Annotated in this window: 11 protein-coding genes; 1 reads left to right on the top strand and 10 read right to left on the bottom strand. The window is 40.7% G+C overall.

The window, feature by feature from the left end:
• Window positions 1–30: 30 nt before the first annotated feature.
• Entirely contained in the window at window positions 31–1,110 is a 1,080-nt protein-coding gene (locus RTR43_RS19695) for a M24 family metallopeptidase (protein WP_312474203.1), read from the bottom strand.
• 314 nt (window positions 1,111–1,424) lie between these two features.
• Between RTR43_RS19695 and RTR43_RS19700 the strand changes: the two genes are divergently transcribed.
• On the top strand, window positions 1,425–3,101 hold the full coding sequence (locus RTR43_RS19700) for a peptide ABC transporter substrate-binding protein (RefSeq protein WP_312474292.1): 1,677 nt from the start codon (window positions 1,425–1,427) through the stop codon (window positions 3,099–3,101).
• A gap of 214 nt (window positions 3,102–3,315) precedes the next feature.
• Here RTR43_RS19700 and RTR43_RS25665 read toward each other — a convergent pair whose 3' ends face one another.
• The 9 genes from RTR43_RS25665 to RTR43_RS19740 all read right to left on the bottom strand — a co-directional run bounded on the left by RTR43_RS25665 (window position 3,316) and on the right by RTR43_RS19740 (window position 13,468).
• Window positions 3,316–3,636 (bottom strand): DUF3899 domain-containing protein, encoded by a 321-nt coding sequence (locus RTR43_RS25665; RefSeq protein WP_396954602.1) that lies wholly within the window; start codon window positions 3,634–3,636, stop codon window positions 3,316–3,318.
• 65 nt (window positions 3,637–3,701) lie between these two features.
• Window positions 3,702–5,702, bottom strand: a complete 2,001-nt coding sequence (locus tag RTR43_RS19705) for an ABC transporter ATP-binding protein (RefSeq protein WP_312474208.1) — start codon at window positions 5,700–5,702, stop codon at window positions 3,702–3,704.
• An 11-nt stretch (window positions 5,703–5,713) separates the two neighbouring features.
• Entirely contained in the window at window positions 5,714–6,727 is a 1,014-nt protein-coding gene (gene opp3C, locus RTR43_RS19710; RefSeq protein ID WP_312474211.1) for an oligopeptide ABC transporter permease, read from the bottom strand.
• The gene (gene opp3b, locus RTR43_RS19715) at window positions 6,727–7,653 is read right to left on the bottom strand and encodes an oligopeptide ABC transporter permease (RefSeq protein WP_312474214.1); all 927 of its coding nucleotides are present in this window, start codon (window positions 7,651–7,653) and stop codon (window positions 6,727–6,729) included. Before opp3b ends, opp3C begins: the two co-directional genes overlap by 1 nt.
• Before the next feature lie 109 nt (window positions 7,654–7,762).
• The gene (locus tag RTR43_RS19720) at window positions 7,763–9,247 is read right to left on the bottom strand and encodes an aldehyde dehydrogenase family protein (protein ID WP_312474216.1); all 1,485 of its coding nucleotides are present in this window, start codon (window positions 9,245–9,247) and stop codon (window positions 7,763–7,765) included.
• A gap of 76 nt (window positions 9,248–9,323) precedes the next feature.
• Complete coding sequence (gene dapA / locus RTR43_RS19725; protein WP_312474220.1) at window positions 9,324–10,220, bottom strand: 4-hydroxy-tetrahydrodipicolinate synthase; 897 nt, start codon at window positions 10,218–10,220, stop codon at window positions 9,324–9,326.
• 88 nt (window positions 10,221–10,308) lie between these two features.
• The gene (locus tag RTR43_RS19730) at window positions 10,309–11,262 is read right to left on the bottom strand and encodes a proline racemase family protein (protein ID WP_312474222.1); all 954 of its coding nucleotides are present in this window, start codon (window positions 11,260–11,262) and stop codon (window positions 10,309–10,311) included.
• Complete coding sequence (locus RTR43_RS19735; protein ID WP_312474225.1) at window positions 11,259–12,296, bottom strand: proline racemase family protein; 1,038 nt, start codon at window positions 12,294–12,296, stop codon at window positions 11,259–11,261. The genes RTR43_RS19730 and RTR43_RS19735 overlap by 4 nt, the downstream gene beginning before the upstream one ends.
• Complete coding sequence (locus RTR43_RS19740) at window positions 12,293–13,468, bottom strand: NAD(P)/FAD-dependent oxidoreductase (RefSeq protein ID WP_312474229.1); 1,176 nt, start codon at window positions 13,466–13,468, stop codon at window positions 12,293–12,295. The genes RTR43_RS19735 and RTR43_RS19740 overlap by 4 nt, the downstream gene beginning before the upstream one ends.
• Window positions 13,469–13,559 lie beyond the last annotated feature (91 nt).

Below are 13,559 nucleotides of genomic sequence, written 5' to 3' on the forward strand. Positions count from 1 at the left end.
AATGAGATTTAAGGTTATTACAAGTTACCACTATAAAATTACTAATTCCTTAGTCGAGGGTGTCAAAACTTCACGTCCATTTTCTGTGATGAGGATAACGTCCTCAACCCTGGCTCCGCCAAGGCCATTTAAATAGATGCCAGGTTCGACTGTTATCACCATGTTTTCTTCTAATACTTTGTCTTTTACAACAGAGAAAAATGGGTCTTCATGTACTTCCAGTCCTATTCCATGTCCCGTTCCGGTACCAGAACGATCGTTAAAACCGTGCTTTATAATATTTTTCCTCATTAGAGCATCGACCTCTTGATCGGTTAGCCCTGGTCTTAAGCCAGCAACACAAGTTTCGAAAGAGGTAAGAACAATATCATGGAGTTTCCTTAATTCAGGTGCAGGTTCTCCAACCGCAATGACTCTTGAAATATCTGCCCAATAGCCTTGATAATTGGCACCGAAATCAATTGTTATCATTTCCCCTTTTTCAATTACTTTTTCACTTGCACGGCCATGCGGCAATGAGGCACGAAATCCTGAGACTACAATCGGAGAAAAACCCGTGGTTGTACAACCGTGCCTCCTAATAAACAATTCAAGTTCTTCCGCTACATCCAATTCAGATATACCGGATCGGACAAAGTTTAAGACATGGAGGAACGCTTTATCAGTAACATCTGCTGCGGCCCTTAATTTCTCAATTTCATCTTTTGATTTAATCATTCGGAGTTTTTCAACAACACCGCTTGTAGGAATTAATTCTTTCGAAAGACGGTCTTTATTTCTGCTAAATAATCCAAACGATAAATGTTCTTGTTCAAAACCAAGCTTGCTAATCTTCATTTCTTTTACTTGTACAGCGACTTCTTCGAAGATTTTCCCTTTATGACCTGTATGTCCAGCGTGTAAAACAATATCATAATCCTCAGTTTGGTTTTGGGCCTGCTCAATATAGCGATAATCGGTAATAAGTTTTGCTTCAGTTTCCGAGATGAGAATAACACCATTGCTTCCTGTAAAGCCGGACATGTATAATCTGTTCCATGGATTGATAATCATCATCCCGTCCACACCTAAATCATGAAACCTTTCTCTCAGCTTTCTAATTCGCTCCATTGGTATCCACCTCACATTTTTATTTCAGGCTATATTATGCAATTTTTGTGCCATGAAAAATATCTCACGGTTCAAATTAAATAGAAGGAATTAGGATTTAGGATCGTCTCATTTTGTTATACACTTTCAAAATATTTAGACAACTATTGTCAAAATATTTGTACACCAATTTACTACTGCTTCCTAATTACTTTCAAATATTTAATTTACAAGTCAAATTTAAAAAAGTTCTTTGGATTCCTTATATAACAAAGCTTGGCATACTTCTTGCAAAGTAAATATCTGAATATTTCAAAAAAGGAGGAATGCAATTGATGAAAAAGAAAGTTGCTTTAGCGATACTGTTTTCTCTTATCATTGCTTTTGGACTGGCAGGCTGTTATGGAAAAACCAAGGATACGTCTCAGCCGGCAGCATCAAATGGAAAAGAAAAAGGTCAAACGTCAAATCCTGAATCCCAAACTCTAAATTTATATGCCTCTAATGAAATTCCAACATTAAAAACAAATGGAATCATTGATGGGTTATCGGCAACCATGATGATGAATATTATGGAAGGTCTATACCGAGCTAATCCTGATCAGAAGCTTACCCCTGGAATGGCAATAGACCATGAAGTAAGTAAGGATGGCAAAACTTATTCCTTCCATTTGCGAAAAGATGCAAAATGGAGTAATGGAACACCTGTAACTGCGCATGACTTTGTCTTTGCATGGCAAAGAGTACTTCACCCAGATACTCTTTCACCGCACGCATATGAATTAGATAATATAGTAAATGCAACTGAAATCCAGGACAAAGACAATAAACTTTATGGAAAGGTCGATGCCCTAGGTGTAAAAGCCCTTGATGACTACACGCTAGAAGTAAAGCTAAATAATGCCATTCCATATTTCCTTGAAACATTAACAAATGTTGTTTTCTACCCTCAAAATGAAGAGTATATTAAATCGCAGAGCGACAAATATGCTTTAGAGCCAGAAAACTTAATTTATAATGGACCATTTGTACTTGATTCATGGAAACACGAAGAAGGCTGGGTACTTAAGAAAAATTCAACCTATTGGGATGCTCAAAATGTAAAGCTTGAAAAAATTAACTATAAAGTGGTAAAGGATGTTTCTTCAGGTGTAAACCTTTATGATTCCAATGCTGTAGATGTCACAAATTTGTCATCTGAATTTGTTGATTTATATCATAATCATCCAGACTTCCATACAACGATGAAAAGAGAAATCTATTTTATCCGCTTTAACCTAAAGAATAAGTATTTAAGCAATCCCAATATCCGAAAAGCAATTGATATGGGATGGGACAAGAAGGAAGCCGCTGAGAAAATTCTTAAAAATGGATCACTTCCCGCCTACTTTTTAATTCCTGAGAAAATGGTAACGTCTTCGGACGGAAAAGATTTCAGAAGCAAATACGGCAACTTTAATGCTGAAGGTATTGAAAAAGCTAAAGAATATTGGAAAAAAGGACTACAGGAATTGAGGACTGACAAGATTGAACTTGAATTCTTAAGCTATGATGACGGGCAGCGAAAGTCCGTTGCAGAATATATTAAAAACCAGCTCGAGAAAAACTTACCTGGTCTAACGATTAAAATTAATCAGCAGCCGAACAAACAAAAGCTCGCATTAGAAGGAAAGCAAGAGTATGATATGAGCCATTCCGGATGGCGAAGTGATATTGCCGACCCAAGTGATTTTATGTCTATTCACCTTTCCGACGGACCATACAACTGGCAAAGCTATAAAAATGCTGAATTTGATCAGCTAGTAAAAAAAGCGCAAGTTGATTTTTCTGATATAGCCAGACGTTTTGCCGATTTACAAGAAGCAGAGCGAATTCTAATCGAAAAAGATACGGCAATTTCACCTATGTATCAAGCAAGTGACGCCTACCTTGTCAAGCCATATGTAAAAGGAATTCTTTCACACCCTAATTCAACCTACAGCTATAAATGGACCTATATTGAAGGTAAATAGGAAAAGCGCAAGCGCCCGTTTAGCAGCGTATGGACTGGAGCGCTTCGACTGAGATAAAGGAAACACGGAGAGCGAAACGATCCGATGTTGACTTATCGTAGGGAGAAGCGCGAAGTACACTAGCTGCTGGGCGTCCAATTCTCAAAGTCCAATGATATATATTCTGGTATTATAATAAAGCGCCAGGGGTATAAAAAACCCCAGGCGCTGTTTATTAGATTGAAGCAATAAGGGTAAAAAGAAACATAATCCCTCCGGAAATTAGCAGAGAGTAAGTGATAGAAAAATGGCTAGTTTTTTTAACCGGAGGTCCTTGCAAGTTGCCAGTTTGCTGGGAAACATACTCTTCCACTTTTGAGATTTTCCTATAAAAGATAGTAAAACTATAGATGATCCCGTTAAACATTCCCCCTTTTAAAACGATTAAGCTGCCACCCAACATAAGAAAAAGAAGCGAGATGAAAAACAAATAGTAGATAAATTTTGTCCATGACCCTTGATCTAACATCAAAGAAGCTATTGCCGACAAAGCCATGGAAGAAAGAATCAATTTACTCGTATTGCTAATAATAAGCCTCTCCTCCTTTATCTACTGTAAATCTATATGACTTCCGAATCTTTGTTTTTGAATTTACGATATTCCTGTTCAGTGCATGCCACCCAGTGGCCTTTTTTAACTTCCCGTAGTACAGGTTCTTCTTCCCCATTACGCGAAAGCTTGTCATCAAACATAATTCGCCTGCGGGTACGTTCTGTATTTGGATCTGGAATTGGTATGGCAGATAAGAGCGATTTTGTGTAAGGATGCAACGGATTTTGATAAAGCTCATCACTTTCAGCCAGTTCAACAATTCTTCCTTTATACATAACACCAATCCGATCACTAATATATTTCACCATTGAAAGGTCATGTGCGATAAATAGATATGTCAGTCCTTTCTCCTTCTGCAGCCTTTTTAGTAAATTGACGACTTGCGCCTGAATGGAGACATCAAGAGCAGAGATTGGTTCATCTGCAATAATAAATTCCGGATTGACCGCTAACGCTCTTGCAATACCTATACGCTGACGCTGTCCCCCACTAAATTCATGAGGATACCGATTAGCGTGTTCCCGGTTTAAGCCAACTGTTTCAAGCAATTCATATACTCTTTCCATTCTTTCCTTTTTATTCGTATAAAGCTCGTGAATATCCATCCCCTCCGCAATAATATCTGCCACGGTCAAACGGGGATTTAACGATGAGTACGGGTCTTGAAAAATCATTTGGATTTTCTGATTAAGTTTTTGTAATTCACTGCCTGATTTTCTTCCAAAAATACTTTCATTATTGTAGAGAATTTCTCCGTCTGTAGCATTATATATACGGCTAATGGTCCTTCCTGTTGTCGATTTTCCACATCCAGATTCTCCGACAAGGCCAAAGGTTTCTCCTTTATAAATATCAAAGCTTAGCCCATCCACTGCCTTTACGGATTGTTTTTTACTAATCGGAAAATATTGCTTCAAATTTTTTATTTCGAGGAGCTTTTCTTTTTTATCCGTTTTTTTCAATAATCTTTCTCTAGATTTCTCATTAGGCAAAGACTGACCTTGTTTTTTTAAACTTTCCGGAAGGATGACTTTAGGAGCCTTTTCATGCAATAGCCATGTTGCAGCATAATGGGTGTCCGATACTTTAAACATCGGTGGTTCTAAACGAAAATCTATTTCCATCGCATATTTGTTTCGCGCCGCAAAGGCATCACCCTTTGGCGGATTCAAAAGGTCTGGAGGGGTTCCTGGTATAGTAATAAGTTCTTCACCACGATAAATTACATTTGGCATCGCGCCAAGAAGGCCCCAAGTATATGGATGTTGCGGGTTATAAAATATTTCATTCACTGTGCCGATTTCAATAATTTTCCCGGCATACATAACCGCTACACGATCCGCAATATTCGCAACCACTCCTAAATCATGAGTAATAAAAATGATCGAGGTCTCCATTTTTTTCTGAAGATTCTTTAATAGCTCTAAAATCTGAGATTGAATCGTCACGTCGAGTGCGGTTGTTGGTTCATCTGCGATTAGTATTTGGGGATTACAAGAAATGGCCATTGCAATGACGACACGCTGCCTCATTCCACCTGAAAACTGGTGTGGATAGTTAGAAAGTCTCAATACTGCATTGGGGATTCCGACCATTTCAAGTAGCTCAATGGTTTTTTCTTTTGCTTTTTTCTTTGGCAGTTTTTGATGCTTTATAATACTTTCCATGATTTGCTTCCCAATAGGCATAGTTGGATTTAGGGAAGTCATAGGGTCTTGAAAAATCATCGAAATGTCAGAACCTCGGATATTTTGCATTTGTTTCTCTGTTAATGTGACGAGGTTTTTCCCGTCAAATAGAATTTCACCACTTGTAATTCGTCCTGGAGGATTAGGTATTAATTTCATTAAACTTTTAGAGGTAACCGATTTTCCTGATCCCGATTCTCCAACAATGGCAAGAGTTTCTCCTTTATTAAGATGGAAAGAAACTCCCCTAACTGCTTTGACTTCCCCGGCATATGTGTCAAAGGACACTTGTAAATTTTTCACATCCAAAATTTTTTCCACAACCTTGCCTCCTATTTGCGCATTTTGGGGTCTAAGGCATCTCTAAGACCATCGCCTACCAAGTTAAAGCTGATCATAATCAAGCTAATAATGATTGCGGAAAAAGCGAGCATATGCGGATAAAGCCGTAATAATTTATATCCATCATTTATTAATGTTCCTAAGGAAGCGATGGGCGGCTGAAGCCCAAGACCGATAAAGCTCAAAAATGCCTCAGTAAAAATGGCCGTTGGAATAGTGAACATGGTTGTAATGATAATTGGTCCCATTGAATTTGGGATTAAATGTTTCCAAATCATCCTCGCATTCTTTGCCCCTAGCGTTTTTGAAGCTAGAATATATTCATGTTCCTTTAGCTTCAGCACTTGCCCACGGACAATTCGTGCCATTCCGACCCATCCAGTTATTACCATCGCTAACGTAATAGATATGATCCCTGGCTGCAACACCAAGATTAGGAGAATAACAACTATAAGGTGTGGAATTCCTACTAAAACTTCAATAATCCTTTGCATCATATTATCAATACGGCCGCCATAGTAAGCTGAAATGCCGCCATAGGCAACACCGATAATTAAATCAATGATCGCTGCTAAAAAAGCGATATATAAAGAAATGCGCGTTCCTTTCCAAATTCGTGTCCATAAATCTCTTCCTAAATTGTCCGTACCAAACCAGTAATAACCTGAAACTTTACTTTCCTTATATTTGTCCACTCCATGAATATCTACACCGTTAAAACCTATCCATGGAAAACTTTCTAAGATTGGTATTTTGGCTGGTAAATTGGCCCGTGATAAATTTTGCTCGTCGTAGCCGTAATGATTTGCATAAGGTCCAAATATGGCTAAAAGTAATATGAGAGTAATGAGAATTAACCCTGTAAATGCGGCTTTATTTTTACGAAAGCGCCTCCAAACATCCTTCCAGTATGTGTTCGCAGGACGTGAAATATGCTCGGTAGAACTCCTGTTTTTTGCTGGTAGAAACATTTCATCTGTAAGCTCTTTATTTTTAATAATCATTATTTGACCCCTCCTGATAATCTAATCCTTGGGTCGATAATTCCGTACAGGATGTCAACAATCAAAACAATTCCAATAAATAGGATGCTATAAAACAAGGTTACCCCCATAATCACAGGAAAGTCATTAGTCATAATGGATTTAACGAATTGCTCACCAAGTCCCGGAACACTAAAAATTTTCTCAATCACCAATGTTCCAGTTAGCAACGATACCGTCATTGGTCCCAATATCGTAACAATCGGGATTGCTGCATTACGCAAACTATGTCTTATGATTATGGAAAAGCCGTTCAACCCTTTTGCCCGTGCCGTAACAATATAATCTTGTCCTAATACTTCAAGCATTTCGGTGCGCATAAATCTAGCTATTGTTGCAATCACAAAAACAGATAACGAAATCGTTGGTAAAATTGAGTATTCAAAGCCTTCCCAAAAGGCAACAGGCAGCCATTGCAAACGAACACCTACCCAATATTGCAGTAATCCTGCAAACACAAAATTCGGTACCGATATTCCGATAACCGAAATCACCATTGCCCCATAATCAATCGAGGTATTATGCCTAAGTGCAGCAATAATACCTAGAATAATCCCCAAAATGGTCCCAACTATTAATGATTGTGTCCCTAACACCGCAGATGCCCCAATCCGTTCGCCGATAATATTTGACACTGACCGTCCATCATATTGAAACGAAACACCAAAATCACCTTTGAAGATATTTTTCATGTAGGTAATGTATTGAAGAGGGACAGGTTCATCCAACCCATATCTTTCATTCAATCTTTCTTTCTGTGATTCTGATAATCTTTCATCATTAAATGGTGACCCAGGCAATGTTTGCATGAGAAAAAAAGTAAAAGTTGCAATTACAAAAAAAGTGACCAGCATATACCCGAGTCTACTGAAAATATACTTTCCCAATTTCTGCACCCCCATTACTGAAAAAAGGGGCAGCTCCATGATTATGAAGCTGTCCGTTTGGTTTTAGACCTTTGAAAAGATTCACTAAATGTTCTAAAGCGCCTTAATTTTATTTCAGGTTTACCCAAACACTCTTCACTTCTGTATAATTGTCAAGTGCATAGGAGCCCATTTCACGTCCGATGCCAGATTGTTTATAACCACCGAAGGCTGCGGCAGGATCTTCTAGGTTGTAATCATTGATCCAGACTGTACCTGCTTTTAACTTGTTTGATACTTTGAGAGCTGTTTTAATATCTTTTGTCCATACACCTGCAGCAAGTCCAAATGCAGAGTTATTTGCTCTCTCAATCACTTCTTCAACCGTATCAAACGGCAAGACGACCACAACTGGACCAAATATTTCTTCTTTGGCAATCACCATTTCATCCGTGACATCCGCAAATACCGTAGGCTGTACGTAATATCCTTTATCTAATGCTTTTTCGCCCCCAGCAGCCAGCCTTGCTCCTTCTGCTTTTCCTTTTTCGATGTAATTAAGGACACGTTCTAGTTGTCTTTTCGAAACAAGCGGTCCCATATCGGATTCTTTATCCATTCCTGGACCCAGTTTTACCTTATTTGCTAGCTTTGCTAGTTCCTCAATGACATGTTCATAGTGTTTTCTATGGACGAACACACGGGAGCCTGCACTGCAATTTTGTCCATGGTTATACATAATTCCGTTAAAGGCCCCAATAATGGCTTCTTCAACATCTGCATCCTCTAAAATAATGTTCGGTGACTTCCCGCCTAGTTCTAACGTGATATTTTTAATCGTTTCGGCTGCTTGGCGCATAATATACTTACCCGTAACCGTAGAACCCCTAAAGGCCACTTTATCAACATCGTGATGGTTAACAATCGCTGCCCCTGCTGTTTGACCGAATCCAGGGACGAAGTTGACAACACCATCAGGGAAGCCGGCCTCCAGAAAAAGCTGGGCCGTATATAATAGAGTTAATGGGGTTTGCTCGGCAGGTTTTAGGACAATTGTACAGCCTGTCGCAAGGGCCGCACCCATTTTCCACGAAGCCATGGTCAACGGAAAGTTCCAAGGGATAATTTGACCAACAACACCAACCGGTTCATGCCTTGTATAGTTTAAATAATCTTTTGAAATCGGAACTGTCTGACCTAAAATTTTCGTTGCCCAGCCAGCATAATAGCGGAATTGTTCTACTGTTGCCGGAATATCATCTGCTAGTGCCACTTGGTAGGGCTTTCCGTTATCCAAAGCTTCTAATTGCGCGAGCTCTTCCTTATTTTCCTCAATCAAATCTGCAAGTTTGTAAATTAAGCGTGCTCTTTCGGCCGCGCTAAGTTCAGGCCATCTTCCTTTTTCAAATGCCCGGCGAGCGGCATCTACAGCTAAATGAACGTCTTCTTCCTGCGCTTCACTTACTAAGGCAAGCACTTCTTCCGTTGCCGGATTAACGGTTTCAAACGTTTTTCCACTTACAGCCGGTATAAATTTGCCGTCGATAAAAAGTTCAATTTTACCTTCTAAAAACGCCTTCACCTTTGGTTTTAGTTCTACCTCTGCTGTTAACATGGTTCATTCCCCCTTGAACTTCAAACTTTTTCCATGTACCGGGAGATTGTCCCCGCGGCACGGAAATATTGTGTTTTTATGCTCGCGAAACGGCCGTTAAGCTCGATAAAATGTCTTTAAGTTTTTGATCTTCATCAGGTGTTAACCCTAATCGAGGGTAACGGGATGGTCCTCCTGCTTGGCCGTTCAACTCCATTGCACGCTTGACGATTTGTACGTATTTCCCTGAACCTTCAAGGAAGTTACAAAGAGGCAAAATACGATCATTGATTGCCCATGCTTCATTTAGCTCACCTTTTTGGAAATGGTCAAACATGTCAGTCACGAGTTTGGGTACAATGTTCCCGGCGACGGAAATCCAGCCCGTAGCCCCAACCAAATAAGACTCCATGACCAATTCTTCTGAACCACAGAAAACTTCAAACTCCCCTTTCCCATGTCTCGCCAAATCTCTAGCTTTACGGATATCCCCGCTAGATTCTTTAATGTGAGTGACACTTTCACACTCTTTTCCAATTTTAAGCATCAGCTCTGTGTTCATATCCACACCAGATGTAAAAGGGTTGTTGTAGAGCATAATCGGCACATTCACCGCATTAGACACTTCTTTAAAATGGAAGTAAATTTCTTCTTCCTTCGGTTTGCAATAGTAAGGGTTAATGATCAGTGCACAATCAGCACCATGTGCCTCCGCTTGCTTCGAGTACTCAATTGTTTCTTTCGTTGTTTCCGCAGCCGTTCCAACAATAACAGGAATACGGCCATTCACTTCCTTCATGACCAATTCCACCATCTGGAATTTTTCTTCTTTTGATAAACTAACGAATTCTCCGGTACTGCCGTTGATCACAATGCCTGCGACCCCTTGATTTACGAAGTAGTTTACATTATTTTTTACTCCGTCCCAGTCAATCTCCTGTGTCACAGTCATTGGTGTGATCAAAACGGGATACGCCCCTCTAATGGTTGTCATTTTCATTTCCTCCTCAAAGTTTTTTCTTTACCGGAATTGCCGCTAAGAAGTTTTTTTTTGATTCGATTTATTTCGAAAAAATTCCTGATTACTTTAATAAAAACCCAGCGTCTAAAGGATCTGTTGGATCTAATACGAATGTTTGCAATCCCGTAATGAAACCGCGGCTTGTCACCTTAATCTGATAACCATCCTCTGTTTGTTCAACTATTTGCACCGCCAACCGGCTGTCAAAAATACTTTCATTCACAAGTCCCTGCTCCATACGCAATGCTCCTTTTGAGAGTAAACTTGTATAACAAGCTAGTGTCGGTCCAAAGCCGGGCGAACGCACGATAAACTGATCATCACGGAAGGTAACAGATCTAATTCGCTCCTCTCCAAGTGCAGAATCATCCAGTAAAATAGCAACTTTTACGGGGATGTCTGAATCAAGTCCCTGAAATACAGTCCGTCCCCATCTTTTTAATTCAGACAGATCCTCAACACGAATCTCGAAAGGAAAATCGCGCCTCTCAAACACCGCATATAGTTGGTCTGCTTGTACTAGCGAAAACTTTGTATTGAATTGTGTATGAGAGAATGGGACATCAGTTTGGATTACTCGACACGGACCACTTTCCAGTTTCACAGAAACCACTTCTTCCTTTTCCATGACGGCGGTAACAGAAATCAAACCGGTGACCGTTTCGATTTTGTATTCACCTGATTCGTTTGATGGCAAATGACCGCATTCTAGTAAAGCGGTAATAACGGCAACGATGCCGCCGTAATGAACAGGGACGGTTCCCTCATGGTTAAAAAAGAGAACAGCTACATCCGCTGAAGGGCTAATCGGCGGAAGGGCAAGGCAGCCATTTAGTCCAGCGAATCCACGCGGCTCGTTTAATACAAGGTTTTTCTCCTCTTCATACATTAGTGGAAACTTTTCATACAGCTGCTCCAGGCTCCGATAATGGATGAATGGCACGTGATGAATAATGCGAAACGCCTCACCGGCTACATGTACATCCGTTGTTGAGTAAACTTTATGAATCTTCAATTCACGTCCTCCGTTTCATGTTCCATCGGGGGAATGAGCAGAAATCCTTCTTTAAGCGGATCTTCCTCATGGTAAAAGAACCGGTGCATTCCCATTAGCCAAGCGGAACCCGTAATTTTTGTCACCACTGCCTCTACACTCTCCACACTGGTTGTTTCAAGTATGGTTCCTCGAAATAAAGAGCCGACAATGCTTTCATGAACAAATTCTTCGCCAATGGAAATTTCTTGATTGGCATAAAGCACGGCAAGTTTTGCTGACGTACCAGTTCCACACGGCGAACGGTCAATACCACCTGGAGGGACAATGACTGTATTTTTTACATCCGCATCTTTATGTGTGGGGTCGGTAAAAAATTCAACATGGGTTAGCCCACGAATGAATGGATAGGTCGGATGAACAATATCCGTTTTTTCATTAATGGTGTTTCTGATAGTGATCGCTTTCTCGATGATCATGGAGGCATTCTCCGGTATTAATTCCAACCCCAGCGATTTAGCATCGATTATCGCGTAAAAATTTCCGCCGTAGGCAATGTCCGCATCTACGAGTCCAATTCCTTCGACATCAACGGAAACGCTTTTTAATAGGAAGGCAGGCACATTGCAAAATGACACCTCTTTTGCTTTTCCTCCTGCCACTGCAATATTTACTTCCACAAGCCCAGCAGGTGTATCCAATTTTAATGAAGTGACTGGCTCTTGAATGTGAATCAGCCCTGACTCCACTAAAGCCGTGCATACACCAATTGTGTCATGCCCACACATCGGCAAATAGCCTCCAGTTTCTATGTAAATCACCCCAATATCCGCTTCCGGATGACACGGAGCCGTGAGCAGGGCTCCAGACATTACATCATGGCCACGCGGTTCGTTCATTAACAGTTTGCGAATCCAGTCATACTCCGCTTTCATATAGAGCATTTTTTCAGACATCGTTGCTCCCACCAATTCCGGGAGGCCGCTAATGACAGTCCTCGTCGGGTTCCCGCCTGTATGTGTATCAATCGTTGTAAATACTTTATGTGCCTTCACTCTTTTATCACCTTTTCTTTAAACCGATCAAAACGAAGTGGTTCAATCGGTATAGAAGTTTCTTTTTCATTGATCAGTTCTTCGATAATTTTCCCCGTGACCGCGGCTAAGCTAATTCCATCCCCTTCATGACCGGCCGCAATGTAATAATTCGGGATTTTCTCAACACGGGAAATGATAGGTAAATGGTCTTCTGTCCACGGCCTTAAGCCCGCATACGAACGGATCACTATCATATCCGCCATTTTTGGATAAAAACGGATGGCGCGATTAGCGATGCATTTAATGACCTCATGGTTTACCTTCGTGTTGAAGCCGACAAATTCTCGACTGCTCCCAATCAAAAAGTTTTGGCTTTCCGTTGGTTCGAAAACAAGGGCTACTCCGTATTTTTCTGTTAATGGGTCGACACGGCGCTCCCCGCCGAATTTAGAAATCAAGTAACCAAACTCCATGACTTTGCGCGATCCGACATGCTGCTGCCTAGAAGCTACAATAATATGCCCTTTTCTTGGTTTGATTGGTATTGGAAGGTCAATCATCTCTCCGATTCTTGGTGCCCATACGCCAGCCGCATTGACTACATGATCGGCAGTAAAAACTCCATTTGACGTATCCACAGTGAATGGACCATTTTCTTCTTTTTTCACTTGTTTTACTTCAGTTTGCTTCCATGCCTTTGCTCCTTGTCTTTTCGCTTCCTCTAGCAGCGAAAAAGCAAGCAGATAGGGATTGACTGTTGAATCTGTCGCACATTCCAATCCCCCTAACAAGTCATCTGCAAAGTAGGGAGATTCCAGTCGGATATCTTGGCGGTCCAGCATTCTGAATGGAAGGCCAGCAGCTTTCTGACGGTCGACCCATCGCTTGGCCGCTTCCATCTCTTCATCTGACTCGCAAACAAGAATGCTTCCCGGGGCCCGATACTCAAAAGAGTGTTCCAAGTCTTTGCTCAATTCATCAACTAACCGCTGGCTGGATAATGACATCTGACTGTCAAAGCCGGGATCTTTATCAATCGCCAAAATATTACCGTCACAACGGGAAGACGTGCCGCTGACAAATTCCCCTTTTTCAATGATGGTTACATCTCTTCCATACTTAGAAGCATAATAGGCAATTGAACAACCAATAATCCCCCCGCCAATCACTAAAACGTCGCAATGCCTCACATAACCTTCTTCCCTTCGTTCGATAGTCTACTTTCTAATAGTGCAAGTAGTGTGCCAAACAAAAATCCTTGTGTAGAAGATATAATAGTAA

The organism is Neobacillus sp. (assembly GCF_031988165.1).
GTDB lineage: Bacteria > Bacillota > Bacilli > Bacillales > Cytobacillaceae > Neobacillus > Neobacillus rhizosphaerae.

What these genes read in the sequence shown, in the direction of transcription:
- RTR43_RS19695 (WP_312474203.1), bottom strand. Translation starts at nt 1,110, where the DNA reads ATGGAGCGAATTAGAAAGCTGAGAGAAAGGTTTCATGATTTAGGTGTG.
- RTR43_RS19700 (WP_312474292.1), top strand. Translation starts at nt 1,425, where the DNA reads ATGAAAAAGAAAGTTGCTTTAGCGATACTGTTTTCTCTTATCATTGCT.
- RTR43_RS25665 (WP_396954602.1), bottom strand. Translation starts at nt 3,636, where the DNA reads ATGGCTTTGTCGGCAATAGCTTCTTTGATGTTAGATCAAGGGTCATGG.
- opp3C (WP_312474211.1), bottom strand. Translation starts at nt 6,727, where the DNA reads ATGATTATTAAAAATAAAGAGCTTACAGATGAAATGTTTCTACCAGCA.
- RTR43_RS19720 (WP_312474216.1), bottom strand. Translation starts at nt 9,247, where the DNA reads ATGTTAACAGCAGAGGTAGAACTAAAACCAAAGGTGAAGGCGTTTTTA.
- dapA (WP_312474220.1), bottom strand. Translation starts at nt 10,220, where the DNA reads ATGACAACCATTAGAGGGGCGTATCCCGTTTTGATCACACCAATGACT.